This is a genomic window from Niveispirillum sp. GW835-FHT14G11, assembly GCF_058793615.1.
Genome location: NZ_JBXAFZ010000018.1, coordinates 44,715 through 66,745, shown reverse-complemented (window position 1 = coordinate 66,745; position 22,031 = coordinate 44,715). Strand labels below are relative to the sequence as shown.

At 64.8% G+C, this 22,031-nt stretch carries 22 protein-coding genes; 9 read left to right on the top strand and 13 right to left on the bottom strand.

The features are described from left to right. Positions 1–21: 21 nt before the first annotated feature. The gene (locus AC1Q7F_RS26800; RefSeq protein ID WP_492511618.1) at positions 22–894 is read right to left on the bottom strand and encodes an IclR family transcriptional regulator; all 873 of its coding nucleotides are present in this window, start codon (positions 892–894) and stop codon (positions 22–24) included. Between the two features lie 346 nt (positions 895–1,240). Between AC1Q7F_RS26800 and AC1Q7F_RS26795 the strand changes: the two genes are divergently transcribed. Then, on the top strand, positions 1,241–1,981 hold the full coding sequence (locus AC1Q7F_RS26795; protein WP_492511617.1) for an IclR family transcriptional regulator: 741 nt from the start codon (positions 1,241–1,243) through the stop codon (positions 1,979–1,981). Positions 1,982–2,103: 122 nt separating this feature from the next. Here AC1Q7F_RS26795 and AC1Q7F_RS26790 read toward each other — a convergent pair whose 3' ends face one another. From AC1Q7F_RS26790 to AC1Q7F_RS26775, 4 genes are all read right to left on the bottom strand, one after another. Further along, the gene (locus AC1Q7F_RS26790) at positions 2,104–3,336 is read right to left on the bottom strand and encodes an amidohydrolase family protein (protein ID WP_492511616.1); all 1,233 of its coding nucleotides are present in this window, start codon (positions 3,334–3,336) and stop codon (positions 2,104–2,106) included. A gap of 162 nt (positions 3,337–3,498) precedes the next feature. Then, positions 3,499–4,659 (bottom strand): acetyl-CoA acetyltransferase, encoded by a 1,161-nt coding sequence (locus AC1Q7F_RS26785; protein WP_492511615.1) that lies wholly within the window; start codon positions 4,657–4,659, stop codon positions 3,499–3,501. After that, positions 4,656–5,015: a Zn-ribbon domain-containing OB-fold protein gene (locus AC1Q7F_RS26780; protein WP_492511614.1), complete on the bottom strand. Its 360-nt coding sequence runs from the start codon at positions 5,013–5,015 to the stop codon at positions 4,656–4,658. The genes AC1Q7F_RS26785 and AC1Q7F_RS26780 overlap by 4 nt, the downstream gene beginning before the upstream one ends. A 3-nt stretch (positions 5,016–5,018) precedes the next feature. After that, positions 5,019–5,789, bottom strand: a complete 771-nt coding sequence (locus tag AC1Q7F_RS26775) for an enoyl-CoA hydratase/isomerase family protein (protein WP_492511613.1) — start codon at positions 5,787–5,789, stop codon at positions 5,019–5,021. Between the two features lie 170 nt (positions 5,790–5,959). On the opposite strand from AC1Q7F_RS26775, the gene AC1Q7F_RS26770 reads away from it, so the two are divergent. After that, entirely contained in the window at positions 5,960–7,141 is a 1,182-nt protein-coding gene (locus tag AC1Q7F_RS26770) for an acetyl-CoA C-acyltransferase (protein ID WP_492511612.1), read from the top strand. Positions 7,142–7,148: 7 nt separating this feature from the next. Here AC1Q7F_RS26770 and AC1Q7F_RS26765 read toward each other — a convergent pair whose 3' ends face one another. After that, positions 7,149–7,832: an SDR family NAD(P)-dependent oxidoreductase gene (locus tag AC1Q7F_RS26765; protein WP_492511611.1), complete on the bottom strand. Its 684-nt coding sequence runs from the start codon at positions 7,830–7,832 to the stop codon at positions 7,149–7,151. Beyond that, the gene (locus tag AC1Q7F_RS26760) at positions 7,829–9,391 is read right to left on the bottom strand and encodes a class I adenylate-forming enzyme family protein (RefSeq protein ID WP_492511610.1); all 1,563 of its coding nucleotides are present in this window, start codon (positions 9,389–9,391) and stop codon (positions 7,829–7,831) included. The genes AC1Q7F_RS26765 and AC1Q7F_RS26760 overlap by 4 nt, the downstream gene beginning before the upstream one ends. 194 nt (positions 9,392–9,585) lie before the next feature. Here AC1Q7F_RS26760 and AC1Q7F_RS26755 point away from each other — a divergent pair, with 194 nt between their 5' ends. From AC1Q7F_RS26755 to AC1Q7F_RS26740, 4 genes are read left to right on the top strand one after another with little or no spacing between them, the layout of a single operon-like run. After that, the gene (locus tag AC1Q7F_RS26755; RefSeq protein WP_492511609.1) at positions 9,586–10,590 is read left to right on the top strand and encodes a thiamine pyrophosphate-dependent dehydrogenase E1 component subunit alpha; all 1,005 of its coding nucleotides are present in this window, start codon (positions 9,586–9,588) and stop codon (positions 10,588–10,590) included. Continuing rightward, entirely contained in the window at positions 10,590–11,594 is a 1,005-nt protein-coding gene (locus tag AC1Q7F_RS26750; protein ID WP_492511608.1) for an alpha-ketoacid dehydrogenase subunit beta, read from the top strand. The genes AC1Q7F_RS26755 and AC1Q7F_RS26750 overlap by 1 nt, the downstream gene beginning before the upstream one ends. Before the next feature lie 35 nt (positions 11,595–11,629). After that, entirely contained in the window at positions 11,630–11,860 is a 231-nt protein-coding gene (locus tag AC1Q7F_RS26745) for a biotin/lipoyl-containing protein (protein ID WP_492511607.1), read from the top strand. Positions 11,861–11,867: 7 nt separating this feature from the next. After that, positions 11,868–12,611, top strand: coding sequence for a 2-oxo acid dehydrogenase subunit E2 (locus AC1Q7F_RS26740; protein ID WP_492511606.1), 744 nt, complete (start codon positions 11,868–11,870; stop codon positions 12,609–12,611). Positions 12,612–12,700: 89 nt separating this feature from the next. Here AC1Q7F_RS26740 and AC1Q7F_RS26735 read toward each other — a convergent pair whose 3' ends face one another. From AC1Q7F_RS26735 to AC1Q7F_RS26725, 3 genes are all read right to left on the bottom strand, one after another. Further along, complete coding sequence (locus AC1Q7F_RS26735) at positions 12,701–13,126, bottom strand: carboxymuconolactone decarboxylase family protein (protein ID WP_492511605.1); 426 nt, start codon at positions 13,124–13,126, stop codon at positions 12,701–12,703. Positions 13,127–13,139: 13 nt separating this feature from the next. Further along, a complete protein-coding gene (locus AC1Q7F_RS26730; RefSeq protein WP_492511604.1) occupies positions 13,140–14,858 on the bottom strand; it encodes an N-acyl-D-amino-acid deacylase family protein in 1,719 nt (572 codons plus the stop codon). 161 nt (positions 14,859–15,019) lie between these two features. Beyond that, positions 15,020–15,937 (bottom strand): LysR family transcriptional regulator, encoded by a 918-nt coding sequence (locus AC1Q7F_RS26725; protein ID WP_492511603.1) that lies wholly within the window; start codon positions 15,935–15,937, stop codon positions 15,020–15,022. Between the two features lie 104 nt (positions 15,938–16,041). Between AC1Q7F_RS26725 and AC1Q7F_RS26720 the strand changes: the two genes are divergently transcribed. Continuing rightward, positions 16,042–16,995 (top strand): TauD/TfdA dioxygenase family protein, encoded by a 954-nt coding sequence (locus AC1Q7F_RS26720; RefSeq protein WP_492511602.1) that lies wholly within the window; start codon positions 16,042–16,044, stop codon positions 16,993–16,995. 38 nt (positions 16,996–17,033) lie between these two features. On the opposite strand, the gene AC1Q7F_RS26715 is transcribed toward AC1Q7F_RS26720, so the two are convergent. Together AC1Q7F_RS26715 and AC1Q7F_RS26710 are read right to left on the bottom strand one after the other, a co-directional pair. After that, positions 17,034–18,272, bottom strand: coding sequence for an MFS transporter (locus tag AC1Q7F_RS26715; RefSeq protein WP_492511601.1), 1,239 nt, complete (start codon positions 18,270–18,272; stop codon positions 17,034–17,036). A gap of 21 nt (positions 18,273–18,293) precedes the next feature. Continuing rightward, positions 18,294–19,205, bottom strand: a complete 912-nt coding sequence (locus AC1Q7F_RS26710) for a crotonase/enoyl-CoA hydratase family protein (RefSeq protein ID WP_492511600.1) — start codon at positions 19,203–19,205, stop codon at positions 18,294–18,296. A gap of 185 nt (positions 19,206–19,390) precedes the next feature. On the opposite strand from AC1Q7F_RS26710, the gene AC1Q7F_RS26705 reads away from it, so the two are divergent. Then, the gene (locus AC1Q7F_RS26705) at positions 19,391–20,194 is read left to right on the top strand and encodes an enoyl-CoA hydratase/isomerase family protein (protein WP_492511599.1); all 804 of its coding nucleotides are present in this window, start codon (positions 19,391–19,393) and stop codon (positions 20,192–20,194) included. A 59-nt stretch (positions 20,195–20,253) separates the two neighbouring features. On the opposite strand, the gene AC1Q7F_RS26700 is transcribed toward AC1Q7F_RS26705, so the two are convergent. Continuing rightward, a complete protein-coding gene (locus AC1Q7F_RS26700; RefSeq protein WP_492511598.1) occupies positions 20,254–21,471 on the bottom strand; it encodes a cytochrome P450 in 1,218 nt (405 codons plus the stop codon). 238 nt (positions 21,472–21,709) lie between these two features. On the opposite strand from AC1Q7F_RS26700, the gene AC1Q7F_RS26695 reads away from it, so the two are divergent. After that, a complete protein-coding gene (locus tag AC1Q7F_RS26695) occupies positions 21,710–22,030 on the top strand; it encodes a 2Fe-2S iron-sulfur cluster-binding protein (protein WP_492511597.1) in 321 nt (106 codons plus the stop codon). The last annotated feature ends 1 nt before the right edge of the window (position 22,031 follow it).

The following is a 22,031-nucleotide window of genomic DNA, read 5'->3' as shown; positions in this document are numbered from 1 at the left end:
GAACCATCGGCTGCGTGTTGATCAGGAAGCGGCCGCCGTGCGCGGAATGATCTTGCGGGTATAGCCCATGGGCCAGGCCGGCACCTGCTGACCATTGGCGGTCTGCACCTGACCTTCAGGGCGGGCGGCGGGCTTTGGGCGCGGCATCGGCAGCACCCCCTTGCGCTGTTCCTGCACGATGGAGACGATTTCCTCGGCCCGTGCCTGGACGATCGCGGTCGGCGCCAGCACACTCAGGACCAGCCGGTCGCTGCCACAGCGCGGCGGCAGCAGCACCGCGACCGATCCGGTGCCATCGCCATGGTCGGCAGTGGCGATCCAGCCCCGTTCCCGCAGGCGCACCAGCTCATCCATATGTTCCGCCACCTTCACGCGGCGCGCCGGATCCTGCTCCTCCGCATTCAGGCGGTGAAGAGCGGAACGCACATGCGTATCCTTGTAGGTGGACAGCAGCAGCTTGCCCTGCGGGCTGTGCAGCAGGCAGTCGGTATTGCCGGCATGTTCGACCACGGCATGATCATGCAGCCCGTCGATGACATGCAGATGCTGGACAACATAGGAGGTGGCGGTGGACAGGACGACCGTTTCGCCCAGCGCATCGGCAACACGATCCAGCACCGTCACCACAGCACCGCCACGGAACAGCGTCGGCTCGACCCAGGCGCCCAGCAGGGCGACACGCGCGGTGGGACTGTAGGTCCGCTTGAACCGGTCATAATGCAGATAGCCGAGCTTCGTCAGACAACGCAGCAGTTCAGACGTGCTCGATTGCGGATATTCCAATGCACGCGACAGATCCATGACAGTGGCGGTGCGGTTTTTGCGGTCGAAATACTCAAGGATCTCAAGGACACGATAGGCGGATTTGATGGTGCGGCCGTCTTTGCTGCTCATCGCGCGTTCCCTCCTGTATTTGGCCACCATTGTATGTGTTGGTGCGGCCTTGGAGAAACCGTATGCCATCGCCCATCTGATGCACAAGATTTTCCGAACCCTGTTCGATTATCCGAACAGCATCCATCACATTCATGATATCCGCCGCACACGCCCCTTGAACAGTCCCGGACGCATCCCGCTTGCGGGCACAATAGTGATAACGGGTCGCAGCCGGTGCCACGCCCTGTGGACAGCCAACCGGCGACACATCACTCACCTCATCCGTCAGCGAATGACACGTTTCGGACAATTGCTCGAACAGGAAGAAAACGGGCGCGGCGGCAATGCGTCGGGTCCCCGGGCCATGACGCGCGTGTTGCGCCTGTTCGATCTGTTGGCCAAAAACCGGTCGGGCATGACCTTGTCGGAACTGAGCCAGGCCATGGGGGTCGCCAAAAGCACCTTTCTGGCCAGCCTGCGCGGGCTGGCCGCCGACGGCTTCCTGATCTGCGAGGATAATGTCTATCGCCTGGGTCCCTGTGCCTACCGTCTGGCCGGCAATATCATCATGGCCTGGTCACAGCCGGACATTGTGCGCCACTATGTCCATGAACTGGCTGAGGCGACCGGTGAATCGGTCGCCTTCGCCATCGCCGACTGGGACATCGGGCAGGCCATCTTCACCGACGCCGTCAACAGCCGGCAGCCCGTGCATTACGCCATGCGTGCCGGCATCCGCGCACCGCTTTATGCCAGTGCGGCCGGGCGCGTGCTGCTGGCCTATTCATCGGCCGACCAATGCCAGGACTATCTGGGTCGCGGCCATTTCCGCGCCTTGACCCCATCCACCCGCACAACCCCCGAAAAGCTGCTGGAAAGCCTGGAATCCATCCGGCGCCTTGGCTATTGCGCCAGTTTCGGGGAGATGCTGAAAGACACGGCCGCCATCGCCGTTCCCGTCTTCGACGCCAGCGATATGGTCATCGGCGCCCTGATTGTGGCCGCTCCCCTGACCCGGCTGCAGGCGTCATTTGAGCCGCTACTGGACCAAACACTGCATTTCGGTCGGTTGGCGTCCGGCCTGCCGCCATCCGATCCGGACTGAACATCTGGCTGTTCGATGGAGCCGGGGACAGGACGGCAAAAAGAAAGGGCGGCCCCGCCTGCCCCCGAAGAAGCCGACGGATACCGCCCGAGGTGAGCCGGGAGGAACCGGCCAAAAAGTTTTCAGGGCGTCAGGCCCATGAAACGCATGCCGTTCTCGTACATGATCTTGCGCGTGTCGGCGTCACTGATGCCCTTGCAGGCTTCATCCGCGAAATCGCGCGGCTGCTCCACACCCTCCGCATGCGGATAATCCGACCCCATCAGAATCCAGTCGGCATTGCCCACCTGGTCGATGATGGATTTGATATTGTCTTCAGGATAGGCAACGACCGCAATATTGCGGGCAAAGATGCGGCTGGGCCGGTCCTTCAGCTGACCGCCGGGCCAATAGCCGTTCTTGGCCATGCCACGGCACTTGTCCATCTTGGTCAGCATGGCCGGCACCCATTCGGCACCGTTTTCCGCCGACAGCAGTTTCACGTTGGGGAACCGTTCGAAGAAGTTCCAGAAAATGAAGCTGGACAAGGTCTCGATCACCGGGCGTTCGGAATAGCCGTGCATCCAGACGAACGCCGTCTGTTTGATGCGGGACTGCTGGACCGGCTCGCCCCAGACGGCCATATGGTCCTTCATGTAGATGGCTTCCGACACGTGGAAGACCACGCGCAGCTTCGCCTCGTTCACGATGGCCCAGAACCGATCATGGTCGGGATGGGCCGGCGCCTTGCCATTATAGGGCCCCATCGGCATCAGGATGGCGCGGGCGCCATTCTCAATGCACCAGCGGACCTGTTCACACGCCTTGTCCAGATCGGCCAGGGTAATGATCGGCGCAGAGAAAATCCGGTCCTTGTAGTTGAACTTCCAGTGGTCCAACATCCAGTGATTATAGGCGCCGAGCACCTCGTGCGCCGCGGCCGGCTGGTCCAGGAACGAGATGGCGGTGATCATGTTGCCAACGAACAGGATCGACCCGCGCACATCCCATTCATCCATGCGGGCCAGCCGGGCACCGGGTTCCATCATGTCGGCCGTCTTGTGGACATGCAAGTCGATATCGGCCTTGCCGTCCTTCATGGCCCGCAACCATTCATGCAGCTTGCCGGGTGCCGGCACCCGGCCATCCTCCTGAAGGTGATCGGCGCTGATCTCCACCTTGCGGGGGCCGACATACATGGCGTATTTGCCATCATCGCCGGTCTTGAAAGTGATGCCGTAATTCTTCTTGGCACCGTCGGAAAGATAGGCGCTCCACGCCTCTTCCGTCTCCCAGTAATGGGTGTCGGCGTCGAAGATGGGACCTTGATAGCGCGGGGCTGCCGCGCCCGGCTTGACTGCGGCCTGGCTGGTCATGGCTTTCCTTCCTGTATGCTTACAAGCCTCTGTAAACCAACGCCTATTGGGCGGGAGGCTGTTGCTGTTGGAAATTTAGCAGAGCATGGCGATGCTGACAGGGGGTTGCTGGGCCGGGAGGGTGAGTGATCACCCATCTGATGGGTTGGGCCGCACCGGCCCTCAAAGGCAATCCATCCTGCCCAGCACAACGGTCGCCTGGCTGGACAGCACACCGCCATTGCCATGGGCGACGGCCAGATCCAGGCCCGGTATCTGCCGGTCGCCCGCCTCGCCCCGCAATTGCCGCACGGCCTCCACCAGCAGGAACAGGCCATACATGCCCGGATGCACGCAGGACAGGCCGCCGCCATTGGTGTTGACGGCCAGTCGCCCGCCGGGCGCGATGGCCCCGTCGGCGACGAACGCCCCCCCTTCCCCCTTGGCGCAGAAGCCCAGATCCTCCAGGAACAGGATCGGCGTGATGGTGAAGGCGTCGTACAGCATGGCCAACCGGATCTCGGCCGCCGTCACCCCCGCCTGGGCGAAGGCCTGCGCGCCGGAAATCGCGGCGCCCGTGCGGGTCAGGTCCGGCATACCGGAAATCTCCCGGTGGGTGACGGCATGGGCCGCGCCCAATAAGGGAACCGGAGCCTTACGCAGGTCTCTGGCCCGATCGGCCCGCACCATGACGATAGCGGCCGCCCCGTCATTGAACAGGCAGCAATCGCGCACCGTCAGGGGCGTGGACACCATACGCGCCGACAGAACCTGATCAACGGTCAGCGGGTCACGCACGGCCGCTTCCGGGTTCAGTTGCGCCCAGGCACGCGCCGCCACGGCCACCGCCGCCAGATGCTCACGCGTCGTGCCGTACTGATACATGTGCCGGCTGGTCGCCAGGGCATAGGATGAGATCGGGGCCAGGGGCTGATACGGTGCCTCCCATGGCGACGGCCGCGTCATGCCCACGGTCTTGGGCGGATGGCTGGCGGGGTTGGCGCCATAGGCGATCAGGGCACAGTCGATCAGGCCAGCAGCCAGGGCCAAAGCTGCCTGCTGCACATAAACCTCGAACGCCGAACCGCCGGTGCGGTTGCAGTCGGTCACCTTGGGCGTGATGCCCAGATATTCGGCCAGTTCCATGCCGCCCAACGCCTCGAACGGGGCGGAGGTATAAAGCGCGTCGACATCGGCCAGGGTCAGCCCGGCATCGGCCAGGGCCAGCAGCGACGCCCTGGCCGCCATGTCGACGGCGCTGACGCCGGGGCAGCGGCCGATACCGAAGGTGGAAGCCCCGACAATCCAGGCGGCGCCGCGCGGAAATCCGTGACGATAATTCATGCGGGCACAAAGACCAGCAGCGGCTGGTCCCCCTCCTGGATGATGCGGGCGCGCACGCGCTGACCGATGGTGACGGTGTCGGGTGCCGTCTCCACCACCCGGCTCATCAATCGTGGGCCTTCATCCAGGTCGATCAGCACGACATTGTAGTTCTCGGCCGGGTCCTTGCGCAGGATGGTGGTGACGGCATGGACGGTCCCCGTCCCCGCCGCCTCCACCCATTGCAGATCGTCGGCACCGCTGCCGGGAGCGGCGATGCGGGGATGGAAAACAAAGGCCCCCGTCGACGGGCTGTGCTGGATCATGAACCGGCCCTGCGCCAGGAAGGCGCGCCATTCCGCCTCGGGCTGGATCATGGTTCAGGCCCCCTTGAAGGCGGGCGGGCGCTTTTCCCGGAAGGCCGCCAGCCCCTCATGATGATCATCGGTGCGGCTGGCGATGGGCTGCATCGTATATTCCATGTCCAGGAACTGGTCGAAGCTGCTGCTGGCCGCCAGGTCGAACTGCCGCTTGGCCAGGCCCAGCGCCACCGTGGGGCCTGACGCCAGGCTTTGCGCCAGCTCCAGGGCCCGCTCCATCAACCGGTCGCCCTCCACCTTTTCCAGCGCCAGCCCCAGTTGCACCGCCTCGTCCGCGCGGACCATGCGGCCGGAATAGGCGATTTCCTTGGCCCGCATGGCGCCCACATGCTGGCGCAGCAGCCAGACGGAGCCGCCGTCCGGCGTCAGGCCGATATTGCGGAAAATCTGTGCGAACTTCGCCCGTTCCGACACCAGGACGATGTCGCAGCACAAAGCATAGGCCCAGGCCACGCCGACGCAGACGCCGGGAATGGCGGCAATGGTCGGCTTCTTCAGGTGATAGATGGACCGGGCGATGCGGTGCAGCGTGTGCATCCGGTCCAGCGACCCGTTGATGCCCCCCACCCCCATATTGCCGACATCCATGCCGGAGCAGAAATCCCCCCCGGCACCGGTCAGCACCACGGCGCGCACGGTATGGTCCAGGGCGATCTCCTCGAACGCCTCCCAAAGCTGGCGGCGCATCTCCTGCGTGATGGCGTTCTTGGTTTCGGGGCGGTTCAGGGTGACGATGGCGATGCCGTCGCGGCGTTCGACGTCGATGGTCATGGGAGGACTCCCGTTGCATATCTGACATCGGGTTTCAGCCATGCGGACGCCAGGGGTCAAGGTGCCGGCCATGACATCGCAAACGTGATGCTTTCCCGTGTCTGGATGGCGCATTCCCCCCGCCATCCCGTACCTGTGGGCATGGATTTTCCCTTGCAGGGTACAAGCAGATGAAAGAAGCCGCCATCGTCGCCACGGCCCGCACCGGCATCGGCAAGGCTCATCGCGGATCGCTGAACAATATCCACGGCGCCAGTATGGCCGGCCATGTGATCGAGGCGGCGGTACGCCGTGCCGCTATCGATCCGGCGGAGGTAGAAGACGTGCTGTTGGGGACTGCACGGGCGGAAGGGGCCGTCGGTTCCAACATTGCCCGGCAGGCGGCCCTGCGCGCCGGCCTGCCGCAAAGTGTGGCCGGCGTTACGCTCGACCGCAAATGTTCCTCCGGCCTGCAGACCATCGCGTTTGCCGCCCAGCGCATCCGGGCCGGCGAAGGCGGGATCTATGTTGCTGGCGGGGTTGAGACCGTGTCCCTGGTCGACCCCCACCGCAACAAGTTCCGCAACCAGGATGAATGGCTGGCGGCCCATGTCCCGGCACTTTACTGGCCGATGATACGGACCGCCGATCTGGTCAGCACCCGCTATGGCATCAGTCGGGAAGCGCAGGATACCTACGCCGTGGAAAGCCAGCGCCGCACTGACGAGGCACAGCGTGCCGGCCATTTCGACGCGGAGATCGTGCCCATCACCACCATCCGCAATGTCACCGACAAATCCGGCGCCATTACCGGGCAGGAGGAAGTAACCGTTGCCCGCGACGAAGGCAACCGACCGGACACCAGCCGGGAGGCACTGGCCAAACTGAAACCCGTCTATGAGGAGGGGACGACCACTGCGGGGAATTCCAGCCAGCTTTCGGACGGCTCATCGGTCTGTGTGGTGATGGAGGCAGACGCGGCGGCACGGCGCGGCCTGCCGATCCTGGGAAGGTTGGTCGGCTTCGACGTGGTGGGCTGCGCACCGGAGGAGATGGGGATCGGTCCGGCCTTGGCAGTGCCCAAGCTGCTGCGCAAACACGGGCTGTCCGTGGATGATATCGACCTTTGGGAACTGAACGAGGCCTTCGCGGTGCAGGTTATCCATTGCCGCGACAATCTCGGCATTCCCATGTCGCGCCTGAATGTCGACGGCGGTGCCATTTCCATCGGTCACCCGTTCGGCATGTCAGGATCGCGCATGGTTGGCCATGCCCTGCTGGCCGGCCAACGGCTGGGGGCGAAGCGGGCTGTCGTCACCATGTGCATCGGCGGCGGCATGGGGGCCGCCGCCTTGCTGGAAATAGGGGGCTGACGCCCCCTCACCCGCCCCGCGTCACGGGGATTAGCGCGCCACTGATGCAGCGGGCGGCAGGCGACGCCAGGAAGGCGATCGCTTCGGCGATGGCCTCTGGCTTCACCCAGGCGCTGACATCGGCGTCAGGCATCTCGGCCCGGTTGGCTGGCGTGTCGATGATGCTGGGCAAGAGAGCATTGACCGTCACACCGGTTCCCGCCAGCTCCGCCGACAGGCTTTCCGTCAGCTTATGCACCGCCGATTTCGATGCCGCATAGGCGCCCATACCGGCCCCAGCGACCAGGGCGGAAGCCGCCCCGATATTGACGATGCGTCCGGCGCCGGACACCTTCAACGCTGGCAAGGCTGCCTTGGTCATGGTAGCGCAGGTGACGGCATTCATGGCGTACATCCGTTGCCAGTCGGCGATGTCGCCATCACTCAGCGTCTGCCAGACAAAGCCGCCGGCGACATTGACCAGCACATCGATGCCGCCAAAGGCCGCTGTCACCGCTGCCACCACCTTGGCGGCGGCTGTCGCATCGGCCAGATCCACGCCACCGATATCAAGGCCGCCGACATTAGCATCTGGCGCCGTGGCGGTGAAATCCACGCGTGCCACGCGGTCGCCCGCCGCGGCAAAGGCGGCGGCCACGGCCCGGCCCAGTACGCCGAAGCCGCCGGTGATGATGATCGAACGTCCACTCATGTCCTGGTTTCCCCCTGGATGATGCCGGTCCCACCGGCGAACTGACGGCGCAGGCTGATCTTGTCGATCTTGCCGCTGGGCAACAGCGGCAGCGCCTCGACAAAGCGCACATGGCGCGGCTTTTTATAACTGGCCAGCAGACGCTGGCTGTGGGTGATGATCGCATCCGCTGTCAGGCTTGTCCCGGCCTTGGGCACGATGATGGCCATCACCGTTTCGCCCCAGCGATTGTCGGGCACGCCGATCACGGCGACCGACGCCACGCCGGGATGGTCGGCGAGCGCCCGTTCCACCTCCAGGCTATAGATGTTTTCCCCGCCGGAAATGATCATGTCCTTCTTGCGGTCCACCAGGAAGATGTTCCCGGCCGCGTCGGCATAACCAACGTCGCCGGTCCGCAGCCAGCCGTCGCGCAAGGCCTCGATCGTAGCCACGCTGTTGTTCCAGTACCCCGTCATCACCGATGCGCTACGCAGCCACAACTCGCCCGGCACACCCGGCGGGCAGTCACCTCCATCGTCGGCGACGATCCGCATGTCGGCCTTGGCGTTGGGCTGGCCAATGGAGGCCAGCAGGGCCGCATCCGGCCCTGTCAAGGCGTGCTTATGCTTGGGCAGGCTGGTGCCGTTCCCCTCGCTCATCCCCCAGCCATTGACAAAGACGGGACCGAAGCGGGCGAGCGCCCGGCGCAACAGGGCCGGCGACATGGGTGCTGCGGCATAGGCGATGGTCTCCACGCTGCTGGTATCTACCTCCCGCCCCTCCGCCGCATCCAGGATGGATTGCAGCATCTGCGGCACGAAATGCAGGTTGGTGATCCGCTCCGCCGCCACGATCTCCAGCGCGCGGGCCGGATCGAAGGCGCGCTCGATAAACAGCGTGCCGCTGCGCCAGAGCTGGGCATAGAGGGAGGATTGCGCGCCGGCATGGAACAGTGGCATCACCACTAGTGACCGGCCACCGGTGCGAAAGTCGAACATCATGGCCATCTGCTCCCCCAGCGTCAGTTCCGCCAGGTGGGAGCGCATGACACCCTTGGGTCGCCCCGTGGTGCCGCTGGTATAGATCAGCGTGGCCAGTTCGTCGGGCCGCACCTGCTGGTCCGGCAGATGTCCGTTTCCTCGCTCCATCACGGCATGATAGGGAATGGCCCAGTCGAACGCATCGCTATCCAGGCAGACATAAAGCGCGATATCCAGGCGGTCGCGGATAGTCTCGATGGCAGGGGCGTAGGTCGCCTCGAAGATCAGCACACGCGGGCGCGTGTCGTTCAGGATATGCTCGAACTCCGCCGCTGCCAGCCGGAAATTCACGGTGGCCAGCACAAGGCCCGACAGCCAGCACCCGGCCATCACCTCCAGATAGGTGTCGCTGTTCATGGCCAGGATGGATACCCGGTCCTGCCGCTGGCATCCGCTGGCCAGCAGCGCCGATCCCACCTGCTCGCACCGCTCCAGCAGGGTGCGGTTGCTGGTCCGCCGCCCGGCATGGACCGTGACAATATCGTCGGGGAAGAAACGGGCGTTGCGGCGGATAAGGTCGCCCAGGGACCGGATCATGGCACTTCCCTTTGCCTGAAAGACATTCTGATCGCTTGTCCTGCGCCCATGGCAAAAGGTCGAGCGGTTGCATCGGAATGGCCCCAACCCTTCACAACCTCGATATCCTGTGACGGGTGCGAACGGAACGGATGCGTCCCCCGCCCAAACATGCGACAGCAGAAACAGCAGGCCGCCCGACAAGGGAGGCGGATATGGCGAGGACCGGGGTGGATATGACGGACAAGGCAGTACCCGATGCCGCGACGCAACGCGACATCTACCGCCGGATGGCCTTGATCAAGGCCAATGACGAGCGGTCGCGCAAGGTGATCCATGCGGGACGCGTGGTGATGCCCTATTATTCCCCGCGCGGCCAGGAGGTGATCCCCAGCGCCGTTTCGGTCAACCTGACCGATGACGATTATATCTGCACCATCTATCGCGGTACCCACGACATGCTGGCCAAGGGCGTGCCGCTGCGCGACCTGTGGGCCGAACTGGCCGGCCGCGTTACCGGCACCTGCAAGGGCAAGGGCGGGCCGATGCACATCACGCATCCGAAGTCGGGTGTGATGGTGACCACGGGCATCGTCGGTTCCTCCATGCCCATCGCCAATGGCTTGGCCTGGGGGTCGCAGCTGAAGGGCGACGGGCGGGTGACGGTCGCCTATTTCGGCGATGGCGCGTCGAATATCGGCGCCTTCCATGAAAGCCTGAACATGGCGTCGGTCTGGAAGCTGCCCGTCATCTTCGTCTGCCAGAACAATGAATGGGGCGAGCACACATCCTATGAAAAGGCGACGTCGGCGAAGCAGATCGCGGACCGGGCTATAGGCTATTCCATGCCAGGCGTGCGGGTGGACGGCAACGACCCGTTCGCCATGTATGCCGCCGCGCACGAGGCCATCACCCGCGCCCGTGCTGGCGGCGGGCCAACCCTGATCGAGGCCATGACCTATCGGTTCCATGGTCATGTGCTGGGCGATGCCGATGCCTACATGGACAAGGCGCGCAAGCAGGCCGCCATCGATGCCGATCCCGTGCCGCGCTTCCGGACATTGCTGATCGAAACCGGGGTGGCGACAGAGGTCGAACTGGCGGCCATGGAGGCGGAGATCGAGACCGCGCTGGATGACGCCCTCGACTACGCCCTGTCCAGTGCGTGGCCCGGCGTGGAAGAACTGTCCCGCGACGTGTTCGCGCAAGGAGCCGTGTGATGAGCGCCGTGACGAAGAAGGCCACCAAGGAGAATATCCTGCAGGCCATCAACCGCGCCCTGGCCGACGCGATGGAAAGCGACGACAGCGTGCTGGTGCTGGGTGAGGATGTGGCCGACCCGGAGGAAGGTGGCGTCGTGGGCGTGACGCGTGGACTTTCCACCCGCTTCGGTGAACAGCGCGTGCGCTCCACCCCCATCTCCGAACAGGCCATCATCGGTGCGGCCATCGGTGCCTCGCTGGTCGGGTTCAAGCCGGTGGCGGAGATCATGCTGATGAACTTTACGACCGTGGCGATGGACATGATCGTCAACCATGCCGCCAAGCTGCGCTTCATGTCGGGCGGGCAGACGCATGTGCCCATCGTCATCCGCACCATGACGGGTACCGGCTTTGGTACCGGCGGGCAGCATTGCGACTATCTGGAAGCCTGGTTCGCGCATACGGCCGGCATCAAGGTGGTGGCCCCCTCCAGCGCGCGGGACGCCTATGGCCTGATGCGCAGCGCCATCGACGATCCCGATCCCGTGCTGTTCATCGAAAACCTGCCCACCTACTGGCTGCCGGACGATCCGGCGGAGAAGGATTTCCGCGTGCCGCTGGGCAAGGCGAATGTGCTGGCCAGCGGCAGCGATGTGACCATTATCGCCTATGCCCGCATGGTGAATGAGGCGAAGGCCGCCTTGCCCAAGCTGGCCGAGGCCGGGATCAGTGCCGAGTTGATCGACCTGCGGTCCGTCGCCCCCTGGGACCAGGAAACAGTCCTGGCCTCGGTGGCCCGCACCGGCCGCGCGCTGGTGGTGCATGAGGCCGTGACGCCGTTCGGCGTGGGGGCCGAGATCAGCGCCGTCCTGCATGAAAGGCTGTTCCGGCAGTTGCATGCCCCCGTCAAACGGCTGGGCGGCGCCTTCTGCCCCGTCCCCTTCTCCAAACCGCTGGAAACCGCCTTTGCGCCGCAGGCCGCCGACATCGTCGCGGCTGCCCAGGCGCTGCTGGCAACGTGAAACCAACCAGACAAACAGACTGAACAGGTGACCTTATGGCTGTTGACGTCCTGATGCCGAAGATCGGCTTTTCCATGAATGAAGGCGTCCTGCAAGGCTGGCTGGTGGCCGACGGCGCCACAGTGACTGAGGGCCAGCCGCTCTATGAGCTGGAGAGCGAGAAATCCACGCAGGAGGTGGAAAGCCCGGCCAGCGGCACCCTGCGCATCAAGGCGGAAGTGGGCGAAACCTATGAAGTGGGCGCGCTTCTGGCCGTGATCGAGTGAGGCAGCAATGACCGGCCTTCTTGACGGTCTGGCGCCCTGGCCGCAGGCGGATTTCGCCGCCTTCGGCCCCGTGCAGACCCGCAAACTCTCCAAGATCCAGAAACTGGTCGGGGCCTTCCTGGGCCGCAACTGGGTCGCCATCCCCCATGTCACGCATCAGGATGATGCCGACGTGACCGACCTGGAGGCACGTCGGCAGGCCCATAATGCCGGGGGCGGGGTGAAACTGACGCCCGTGCCCCTGCTGGTCAAGGCCATGGCGTCGGCCTTGCGCACCTATCCGCAGTTCAACGCCTCCCTGGATGGCAACCGGGAAACGCTGGTCCTGAAGGATTATGTGCATATCGGGGTGGCCGTGGATACGCCGGGCGGCCTGCTGGTCCCTGTCATCCGCGACTGTGACCGCAAAAGCGTGGCGGACATCGCGACGGAGATTTCCGCCCTGTCGGAGCGTGCGCGCACCAAGGGGCTGCCGATGACCGACATGTCGGGCGGCTGCATGACCCTGACCTCGCTCGGCCATATCGGCGGCACCGGCTTCACCCCCATCGTGAATGCCCCGGAAGTGGCCATCCTGGGCGTCACCCGCGCCCGGCCTGTCGCCACGCCGGGGCCGGATGGCGGCATCATCTGGCGACAGATGCTGCCCTTGTCCCTGTCCTACGACCATCGTGTCATCAACGGCGCGGACGCCGCGCGCTTCGTTCGGCATGTGGCCGAACGGCTAGCCGATCCGGCACTGTTCGGCTGACAGGCGGGGCGGATGAAAAAACAAGTGGGCCGGTGCGGATTGTCCGCACCGGCCCTTGTTCTGACCACGACCTTGGGCAAGGCCGGGGGCTATAGCAGCCCCCGCTCCTCCGACGTCTGCACATCCGGGTCCTGGCCGATCTCTCGCAGCGCCTCAATCACGGCGGTAGTCGCCGACGCGATGCAGGGGAACCCGACATAGGGAACCGACTGGATCAGCACTTCTTCCAGTTCACGCACTGTCAGACCGTTCGCCACCCCGATTTTGACATGGTTCTTCAACTCGGCCGTCTGGCGCTGGGCGATCAGGATGCCGATCACCACCAGGCTGCGCTGTTTCTTTTCCAGCCCGTCGCGGCCCCAGGCATCGGCGAAGGCGTAGTTCACGGCCATCTGGGAGATGGCCGATCCGAACTTGCCGGACGTCGCCGCCGCCCGCAGCGCGTCGCTGAATTTCGGCCCCATCATGCCGCCGATGACAGCAAGGCCGCGTTCCGACTTCTCATCCATGCTCATGCTGACTGTCCCTTCACGCCACGGCCGCACGGGCGCCACGAACCAGACGGCCCGGCAGCGCTCCGGTGGAACGGCCGTTGCGATAGGTCACCTGGCCCGACACGATCGTCGCCTCGTACCCGTCGGATTTCTGGTTCAGCCGGCGGCCGTCGGCCGGCAGGTCGCGTTTCACCCGGGGGGCATACAGGGCCAGCCGTTCCATGTCGATGACATTGATGTCGGCCTTGTAGCCCGGCTTCAGCACCCCGCGATCCAGCAGACCGACGCTGGCCGACGTTTCGCGGGCCAGCATGCTGATGGCCTTTTCGATGGGCAGGCGCTTCTGGTCGCGCACATATTCGGTCAGCACGAAGGTCGGGAAGGCCGCATCGCAGATCATGCCATAATGTGCGCCGCCATCGCCCAGGCCCAGAACCGTTCCAGGCTGGCCGAACAGGTCGGTCGCGGCATCCATGCGGCCATTTTCCGTATTGCCCATGGGGCAGTACAGGATGGCCCGCCCATTCTGCCGCAGCAGTTCGTCATACATCAGTTCCCGCTCCCCGATGCCCAGGCGGGCGGCCCGTGCCTTGACGCTGTCTTCGGGCGAGGGGTTGTAATTGGGCGGGTCACCCAGCGGGAACAGCAGATGCGTCTGCTGCACCACCCACAGGAAGAACGGGTTGGGGTCCTGCGGCTCTTCCGCCAGCAACCGCGCCCGGAACGCCGGGTCACGCATCGCCGCCACCTTCTCTGCCAAGGGCAGATTCTCGATGGCCTTATAGGACGGGTTCAGCGAGAACGGATGATAGGACAGGTCCAGCCCGAACAGCATGCCGATGGGGCGCGGATAATATTGCCCATGGATGGGCAGCTTGTCCGCCGCCGCCTGGGTCAGGCCGTTCAGATAACCGCGCCATCCGCCGGCGATCTGATCCCCCGTCAACAGGCTGAAATTCACCGGCCGGCCCGAGAACTCGGCCAGTTCCCGGATGATGGCGAATTCCGCCTCCGACGCGTTGCTGGTATTGGGGATCAACTGGAACACGCCCGTGCCCGCATCCTTCAACCCGGCGGCCAGCGCCTTCAGTTCCTGCACCTCCGTCTGGGTGGAGGGGGCCGGGCGGCCATCACGGAATCGATGGGCCAGCTGGCGCGACGTGGAAACGCCCAGCGCGCCGGCCGTCACCGCGTCGGCGGTCAGGCGGCGCATCTCCGCCAGATCCTGCTCCGTCGGCGGCTCCAGGTCGGCCCCGCGCTTGCCCATGACATAGACGCGCAAGGGGCTGTGCGGCAATTGGGCGGCGAAGTCGATATCGGTCTGACGTTGCGACAGCGCGTCCAGATAGTCGGGGAAGCTCTCCCAGTTCCAGGGAACCCCCTCCGCCATGACCACTTCGGGGATGTCCTCCACCCCTTCCATCAGCTTGATGGCCATCTGCTGATCGCCGGCGCGGACGGGGGCGAAGCCGACGCCGCAATTGCCCATGATGACCGTCGTCACCCCATGGTCGGACGATGGCGCCAACCGGTTCTCCCAGGTGACCTGACCGTCATAATGCGTGTGAACATCAACAAAGCCGGGCGTCACCACCATGCCCTTGGCGTCGATCACCTGATCGGCGGTGCCATCCACGGCACCCACGGCGACGATCCGGTCGCCCTTTACCGCAACATCGCCTTCAAAGGCGGCGGCACCGGTGCCATCGACGATCCGTCCGCCACGGATCAGCAGATCATAATGCTGGCTCATTTCTTCCTCCCTGGCTGCCCGCGAGGCCTGCCGGCCCTGATGTCGATGGGGCGGGCGGCGATCATGCCGTGACGGGCACGCGATAAAATCCGGCCCATCATAGCCGCTGCACCGGCCGGCGCACCATGCGGGAGCCGTGCCACCGTCACGCCACGCCAACTCTACACGGATGCGATATCTGGCCAGATCGCCGGCACCCGTTCCGACAGGAAACCCGCCACGGCCTTCACGGCGGCATCCCCCGCCCGCACGCCGGGGCAGGTCATCACGACGGGTGCCGACAGGGGAGTCCAGTCCGCCAGCAGACGGACCAGGCTGCCATTCGCCAGAAAGGGTGCCGCCAGGATGTCCAGCGTCTGTGCCAGCCCCGCGCCGGCGGCACAGGCCGCCGTCAGGGCCAACCCATCATTGAAGGTCAGGGCCGGGCGGGGACGCAGCCATTGTGTCTCCCCGTCCCGGACGAACTGCCATCGCCGCCCATCGGGCGTTTCCCGGCTGGCATAGAGAATGCCGTCATGCCCTTCCAGATCCCGGGGCACCAGCGGCGCCCCCCGCCGCGACAGATAGGAAGGGGCCGCGACCAGCACGTAATGCGCGGTCCCCAAGGTTACAGTGCGACCGGCATCGGCCGGCGCAGCACCTACGCGGATCAGGATATCCGCCCCGTCCGCCCGGTACAGCGTGCCCCGGTCGCCCAGGCCCAGGTTGATAACGATACCCGGAAACCGTTCCCGGCATTCGGCCAGCAGCGGCAGCACCAGCACGGTTCCCACACCCGCCGGTGCGTCGATGCGGACATGGCCGACTGGCTGACCATCGCCGCGCCGCACCGCCTCCTGCGCCCGGTTGACGGCTTCCAGAATGGCGCGCGCATGGTCCAGGAACACGCGGCCGCCGTCGGTCAGGTCCAGCCGCCTTGTGCTGCGTTTCAGCAGGCGCGCGCCCAACCCCTCCTCCAGCCGCGCCAGATGCGTCGTCACCATAGAGGGTGACATCCGCAGATGGGCCGCGGCACGGGCCAGGGAGCCGGCATCGACAATGGTGGCAAACACCTGAAATTCGATCAGGGACGGCATCATTCTTCAATAATCCGGAATCATAGCTTCATATCAAAGCATATTATTCGATGATCTCAGTGGTGCTATCGCTTCCTCATCCACAAAAATCATTGGGAGGATGCATCATGGGCTTCGAAACCCGTCCCCTGTCACCCTATCTGGGCCGGGAAGTGCTGGGCGTCGACCTGTCACGCGATATCGACGCGGCAACCGAAACGGCAATCCGGGATGCCTGGATCGACAGCGGCCTGCTGCTGTTCCGGGGTGCCGGCAGCAGCGATGATATCCAGATGCGGGTATCACGGATCTTCGGGGAGATGGAGCCGGCGGCCACGGCCGACATGAACAGCCCCGACAATCCCTATCTGATGGTCCTGGCCTATGATCCCGACGATACCAAGGCCCGGTTCAACCGCCATTATGTGGTGGACGGGATCACACGGGCCGGCTGGCTGGGCTGGCACTGGGATCAGAGCTTCATGCCCACCATCGTGCGGGGTGCCGTGCTGCGCATGACCCATCCAGCGGCGGAAATGGGTGAAACGGGCTTCATCGATGCCATCGGTGCCTATGATCGCCTGTCCGACGCCATGAAGGCCCGGATCGAGGGGCTGGAAGTCGTTTATGAGTTCAATCCCGATTTCGTGTCGGGCCAGTTCGGTTTCCCCAAGGACATTGCCGTCTATGCCGGATCACCGCCGACATCGGGCAAGATGTACGACTTTCCGCCCGTGGTGCATCCGCTGGTCATCACGCAGCAGGAAACGGGGCGCAAGGTGCTGAAACTGTCCCCCATGCATGCCCGTTACATCCTGGGGATGGACCGGAAGGAAAGCGACGCCTTGCTGACGGAACTGGCCGATCATCTGGTGGAAGACCGCTTCGCCTACTACCATTCCTGGGGCAAGGACGACATGCTGGTCTGGGACAATTGGCGGGTCATCCATTCGGCACGCGGCGTGCCGCTGCATTGCCGGCGCCGTGCCATGCGCACCACCATCATGGGCGACTACAAGGTCGGCCGCTATCTGGATCCGGCGTTGGACCGGGACCGCAAGGTCAAGCGGCTGGTCGATTGACCTTGCGGCGGGGGGCGCATGACCGCGCCCCCCTTCGTTCAGTCCAGGTCGATATCGGGCCGATCCGGATAGCGGCCCAGGAACGGATAGGCCAGGGCCGCCACAAGGAAACAGCCACCCGCCGACAGGAGTGCGAAATCGTAGCTGCCGAACCAGTCATGGACCTGCCCCACCAGGATGGCACCAACAGCAGCACAGCTGCCGATGGCCAGCACGGTCAGGCCATAGATGGCGGCAAAGGCCCGCATGCCGAAATAGCGGGCGATGATGAAACCAGCCAGGTCGATCTCCGCCCCCTGGGCCAGCCCGATCAGCACGATGCATATGGCCGCCAGCGGCACGCCGGGCGCCTCCAGGGCATAAAGCAGGGCACAGCCCACCACGGGACCAATGGTGAACAGGAAGCCCAGCGCCGGCGCCCACACCCGATCGATCAGCAGACCGGTGATGGCGGTGCCGGCGAAGGTGGAAACGGCCAGCAGGCTGACCAGCCCCGCCGCCACCTTGGGCTCCAGCGCCTTGGACACCAGCAGCGGCTGCAATTGCGACAGCAGCCCCACCGCCGGGCCATAGGTGAACCCGGCCGCCACGCAGAGCAGCAGGATGCGGTGATCGCGCAGCAGGCGTGGCCAGAGACGCCAGCCTGCGACAGCTGTCGATGGCACCGCGCGCGCCGCTTCAGGTCGACGGTCATGCACGAGAACCCAGGTGATGGGGAAACTGATGAACAGGGCAACGGCCGCCAGCACATAGAACCCGCCGCGCGAACCATACCGTTCAATAGCTGCATACAGAACGATGGGCAGCAGGGCGCCGGCAATGGTCAACCCCGCCCGCGACACGGCCAGGGCCAGCCCCCGCGACTTGTCGAACCAGCTTGTCACGGCGCGGGTGAAGGACAGGCCCGTGGTGGCGATGCCGATCAGGACCAGGGCGCTCATCGCGACATAAAAATGCACCAGCGACGCCGTGAGGTTGGCCAGGCCCACATAACACAGGACAACCAGCAGGATGGCGGGCAGCAGCACCTTGCGCACCCCCACCCGGTCGATATAGGCGCCGATGAACGGGGCCAGGAAGGCCGCGACCAGATTGGCGTTGTGCGACATGGCCTGCTGGCCGCGCGTCCAGCCGAACTCGTCCTGCAAGGGCTGGACGAACAGACTGGCCACGAAGGAAAAGACCGCATAGCAGCTGGCCATGCCGATGCCCGTACCCGCCACCACCCGCCAATGGGCCCGCCATTCGGCGCGGGCCTCGTTTGTCAGCAATTCCATCACATGCTCTCCTGATCGGTATCAGTCGGGACGGCGCGCCCGCAGGCGGATGCGACCCTCGCCGAACGGGGCATCGCGGTTGCGCAGCGCCTCCTTCAGGCCGGATTCCGCCATGTCCTGCTTGAACCGGCTGCGGCGCGGCCCTTGCGACAGGTGGGCGCGCGCGTCCAGTTCGGCGGCATAGCGCTGCGACAGCCTGGCGCCGGCCAGTTCCATCTGCATGTTGATGACACGTTTATGGGTGGACAGGATTTCCGCATCGACATGGGCAATGCGGCGGGCCAGGTCGAGCGCCTGGACATCGATCTCCGCCGCCGGATAGGCTTCCAGCACCAGCCCGATACGGGCGGCATCCAGACCGCTGATCGTGTCGCCCGTGAACAGCATGCGCTTGGCCCATTGCGGACCGCAATGATAGAGCCAGAGATTGGTCGGCGGCGTGCCATTGGCGCGGGCGGCGGGAAAGCCGATCTTCGCGTCATCGGCGGCCAGCACGATATCGGCGCTGAAGGCCAGATCGGTACCGCCGGCCAAACAATTGCCCTGGACCTTGGCGATGATGGGCTTGTGCAGGTCAAGCATCAGCAGGGTCAGGTCCTGCTGGCGTTCCAGGTGCCAGATATCGTCATCCAGCGTGGCGCTGCGGCTGCGGTAGAGCGCCGGATCATGATCAAGCGGTGCAGCACCGCCCCCGCCATAACTGTCGCCCAGATCATAGCCGGCGCAGAAATCCCGCCCCTCGCCCTGCAGCAGAATGGCATTCACGTCCCGGCGGTCATCGGCCTCCAGCAGCGCGTCGTGGATTTCGCGCAGCATCGCCGCCGACAGGGCATTGCGCTTGTCGGGGCGGTTCAAGGTCAGCACCGCCACCCCTTCGGCCACCGCGAACCGGATGCATGTCGCGGATTTCAGCCACTTGCCGGGATGATCCATCCCTTCCTCCCCTCCATTGGTTTTGTGCTCGCATGATAGGCGGCGGCCCGGCAGGGGGCGATGACGGGAACCCGCCAGCCCCCTTCCATCACAGACCTGATGGAAGGGGGCCGTGGCCCCCGCCGGTCTGGTCCGACGGCACGCGCGGGCATAGAGGGTGGTCAGGAGAAGGATGGGAGGAGCCAATGACTGAGATCCTGCGCGATGAACCGGCACCCGGCATCTGCCGTCTGACCCTGAACCGGCCCGATGCGCTGAACGCCCTGACCTATGCGATGTATGAGGATATGGTCCGGCTGCTGACGGATATCCGCTACGATCCGTCGATCCGGGTGGTCATCCTGACCGGGGCCGGCCGGGGTTTCTGCGCCGGCCATGACCTGCGGGCGGCGGGGGAGCCGTCCTGGGTGGCCCCCGGCCTGGGCAAGGCACAGAAGATGCGGACCGTAATGGCGAAGCTGGGCTCGATCACCCCCCTGATGCGGTCCCTGCCGCAGCCGATCATCGCCGCCATCAATGGCGTGACGGCCGGGGCCGGCTATCCCCTGGCGCTGGCCGCCGACATCACCATCGCCGCGCGGTCGGCCAAGTTCGTCAACGCCTTCCACAATGCCGGCACCGGGCACGAAATGGGCCTGTCCTACCTGCTGCCCCGGCGCGTTGGGGCAGCACGTGCCGCCGAACTGCTGCTGACCGGCCGGCCGGTCTTGGCCGATGAGGCGGCCGCCATCGGCCTGATCCTGAAATCCGTGCCCGACGAGAGCCTGATGGACGAGGCGCTGGCCATGGCCGAGGCCATCCTGATCAACAGCCCCATCGGCACATCGCTGACCAAGCAATCCCTGTGGCTCAATGAAACGGCACCCAGCCTGGAGGCCGCCATCGAAATGGAAAGCCGCGCCATTTTCATCAGCCAATCGACCGAGGACACGGCGGAGAAGCGCAAAGCCTTCATCGAGAGACGACGCCCCAGCTTCACTAACCGCTGATGCGAACAGGCCCGGACGGTATTCCCATCCGGGCCTGTTCCCTGTTGGCAATCACCGATTCAAACTGCGACGTCCCAGACCAGCGGCACCGAAGCGTAGGAGATGTTGACGCCGGCCTGGAAGGTCAGCCGGTCGTCGGCCAGACGGAAATCGGGGATGCGCCTCAGCCATTCCTCCAGGAAGATCGTCAGTTCGGAACGGGCCAGATTGGCCCCCACGCAGCGGTGCGGGCCCTGGCCGAAGGTGCCGACACTGGCGATGCGGCGGGAGAAATCGACCTTCAGCGGCTCTGGATAGGCCTCGTCATCCAGGTTCATCATCGCCGGGGGCGAGACGACGATCTCCCCCGCCTTGATCAGGGCTGGCCCAACCTGGGTATCGTTCATGCACATGCGCCCCGTGCCGGCGGTGACGGTGGGAAAGCGGCGTAGCAATTCCTCAACCGCTCCGCTGATGATGGCGGGGTTGTCGATGATCTGGCGGCGATGATCGGGATTCTCCGCCAGGAAGCGGGCAAAGAAGCCCAGCGTGTTGGCCACAGAATCCAGCCCGCCGATCAGCAGCAGCGTACACATTGAGTGCAGCTTGTCCTCCCGCATGCGCTCGCCATCCACCTCTTGCTGTGACAGCCAGCTGATCAGGTCGCTGCCGGGGTTGGCGCGGCGTTCCTTGATGATGGGGGCCAGATAGGCGGCGAGGCCCCGGATCACGTCTGCCTTGTTGCTGCCGGGCCGGATGATCTTGGCCACCTCATCCAGCAGGCCCAGCCGATGGCTTTCCGGCAGGTCAACCAGCCGCAGGAAGACGATGATGGGAAGCTGGAAGGCGAAATCGGCCATGAATTCGCAAGCTCCCTTGTCCTTCAACCCCTCGATCAGGTCGATGGCCAGCTGGCGCACGCCGGGTGCCAGTTCCGCCACACCCTTGCGCGACAGGGCGACGGAGAGGTGATGGCGGTATTTGGTATGTTCGGGCGGGTCCAGGTGAATGGGTGTGAAGCCTTCCCCCGTCGGGTTGTTGGATTTCGGCACCACCAAGGCGCGGGAGGAGAAATTGTCGCTGTCCTTCAACACCCGTGCGACCAGTTTGGCGTCGTTGACATACCAGTGACCTTCATTATGCCGCGTCCAGAAGATCGGCGGTGCCGCGTGCTTGAGCCTGTACAGTTCGGCGAAGAAATCCGATCCGGCGGGACCGGGGGCGTAGACGTCATAATCAAAGACCAGTTCGGCCGGGACATGATCGGGGACCGTCATATTCATGGCATAGGCGGGCATAAGGCGACCTCCTGCTGGCACGCACTATGTCGCGCGCGTGTCCAGGGCGTTGAATGGTGATATGGCGAGAGACTAGCGGCGTGGACCCCACCCCGTCCAAAGGCAGGACCCGGTTCCGACAAAGGGATCGTATGCTTGATAAGATTGAACAGGGCCGCGACATGAGCGGTCGGGGACAGGCATAAGAAGGGCGAATGGCGGCAAAAAGGCCGTGCCCGAGAACAGCGGAGAAGGGTAAATGCCCAAGATTACCTTCATCGATCCCGATGGTCAGACCCACGTGCTGGAGGCCGACGACGGCCAGTCCGTGATGAAGGTCGCCGTGCAGAACGGCGTGCCGGGGATCGAGGCTGATTGCGGCGGCGCCTGCGCCTGTGCGACCTGCCACGTCTATGTCGATCCGGCTTGGTCGGCGGCGGCCGGCGCGCCCGGCGATGAGGAAAAGGAGATGCTGACCTATACCGTCGATCCGCAGGAAACCTCCCGCCTGTCCTGCCAGATCAAGGTCAGCGCCGCCCTTGACGGCATTGTCATCCGTATTCCCGCCAGCCAGCATTGAT

Bases quoted from the DNA above. Each gene is read 5' to 3' on its own strand.
- AC1Q7F_RS26705 (WP_492511599.1), top strand. From the start codon at position 19,391: ATGACTGAGATCCTGCGCGATGAACCGGCACCCGGCATCTGCCGTCTG.
- AC1Q7F_RS26755 (WP_492511609.1), top strand. From the start codon at position 9,586: ATGGCGAGGACCGGGGTGGATATGACGGACAAGGCAGTACCCGATGCC.
- AC1Q7F_RS26750 (WP_492511608.1), top strand. From the start codon at position 10,590: ATGAGCGCCGTGACGAAGAAGGCCACCAAGGAGAATATCCTGCAGGCC.
- AC1Q7F_RS26695 (WP_492511597.1), top strand. From the start codon at position 21,710: ATGCCCAAGATTACCTTCATCGATCCCGATGGTCAGACCCACGTGCTG.
- AC1Q7F_RS26745 (WP_492511607.1), top strand. From the start codon at position 11,630: ATGGCTGTTGACGTCCTGATGCCGAAGATCGGCTTTTCCATGAATGAA.
- AC1Q7F_RS26780 (WP_492511614.1), bottom strand. From the start codon at position 5,015: ATGATCCAGCCCGAGGCGGAATGGCGCGCCTTCCTGGCGCAGGGCCGG.
- AC1Q7F_RS26790 (WP_492511616.1), bottom strand. From the start codon at position 3,336: ATGACCAGCCAGGCCGCAGTCAAGCCGGGCGCGGCAGCCCCGCGCTAT.
- AC1Q7F_RS26725 (WP_492511603.1), bottom strand. From the start codon at position 15,937: ATGATGCCGTCCCTGATCGAATTTCAGGTGTTTGCCACCATTGTCGAT.
- AC1Q7F_RS26700 (WP_492511598.1), bottom strand. From the start codon at position 21,471: ATGCCCGCCTATGCCATGAATATGACGGTCCCCGATCATGTCCCGGCC.
- AC1Q7F_RS26765 (WP_492511611.1), bottom strand. From the start codon at position 7,832: ATGAGTGGACGTTCGATCATCATCACCGGCGGCTTCGGCGTACTGGGC.
- AC1Q7F_RS26720 (WP_492511602.1), top strand. From the start codon at position 16,042: ATGGGCTTCGAAACCCGTCCCCTGTCACCCTATCTGGGCCGGGAAGTG.
- AC1Q7F_RS26740 (WP_492511606.1), top strand. From the start codon at position 11,868: ATGACCGGCCTTCTTGACGGTCTGGCGCCCTGGCCGCAGGCGGATTTC.
- AC1Q7F_RS26730 (WP_492511604.1), bottom strand. From the start codon at position 14,858: ATGAGCCAGCATTATGATCTGCTGATCCGTGGCGGACGGATCGTCGAT.
- AC1Q7F_RS26735 (WP_492511605.1), bottom strand. From the start codon at position 13,126: ATGAGCATGGATGAGAAGTCGGAACGCGGCCTTGCTGTCATCGGCGGC.
- AC1Q7F_RS26770 (WP_492511612.1), top strand. From the start codon at position 5,960: ATGAAAGAAGCCGCCATCGTCGCCACGGCCCGCACCGGCATCGGCAAG.
- AC1Q7F_RS26760 (WP_492511610.1), bottom strand. From the start codon at position 9,391: ATGATCCGGTCCCTGGGCGACCTTATCCGCCGCAACGCCCGTTTCTTC.
- AC1Q7F_RS26715 (WP_492511601.1), bottom strand. From the start codon at position 18,272: ATGGAATTGCTGACAAACGAGGCCCGCGCCGAATGGCGGGCCCATTGG.
- AC1Q7F_RS26800 (WP_492511618.1), bottom strand. From the start codon at position 894: ATGAGCAGCAAAGACGGCCGCACCATCAAATCCGCCTATCGTGTCCTT.
- AC1Q7F_RS26785 (WP_492511615.1), bottom strand. From the start codon at position 4,659: ATGAATTATCGTCACGGATTTCCGCGCGGCGCCGCCTGGATTGTCGGG.
- AC1Q7F_RS26795 (WP_492511617.1), top strand. From the start codon at position 1,241: ATGACGCGCGTGTTGCGCCTGTTCGATCTGTTGGCCAAAAACCGGTCG.
- AC1Q7F_RS26775 (WP_492511613.1), bottom strand. From the start codon at position 5,789: ATGACCATCGACGTCGAACGCCGCGACGGCATCGCCATCGTCACCCTG.
- AC1Q7F_RS26710 (WP_492511600.1), bottom strand. From the start codon at position 19,205: ATGGATCATCCCGGCAAGTGGCTGAAATCCGCGACATGCATCCGGTTC.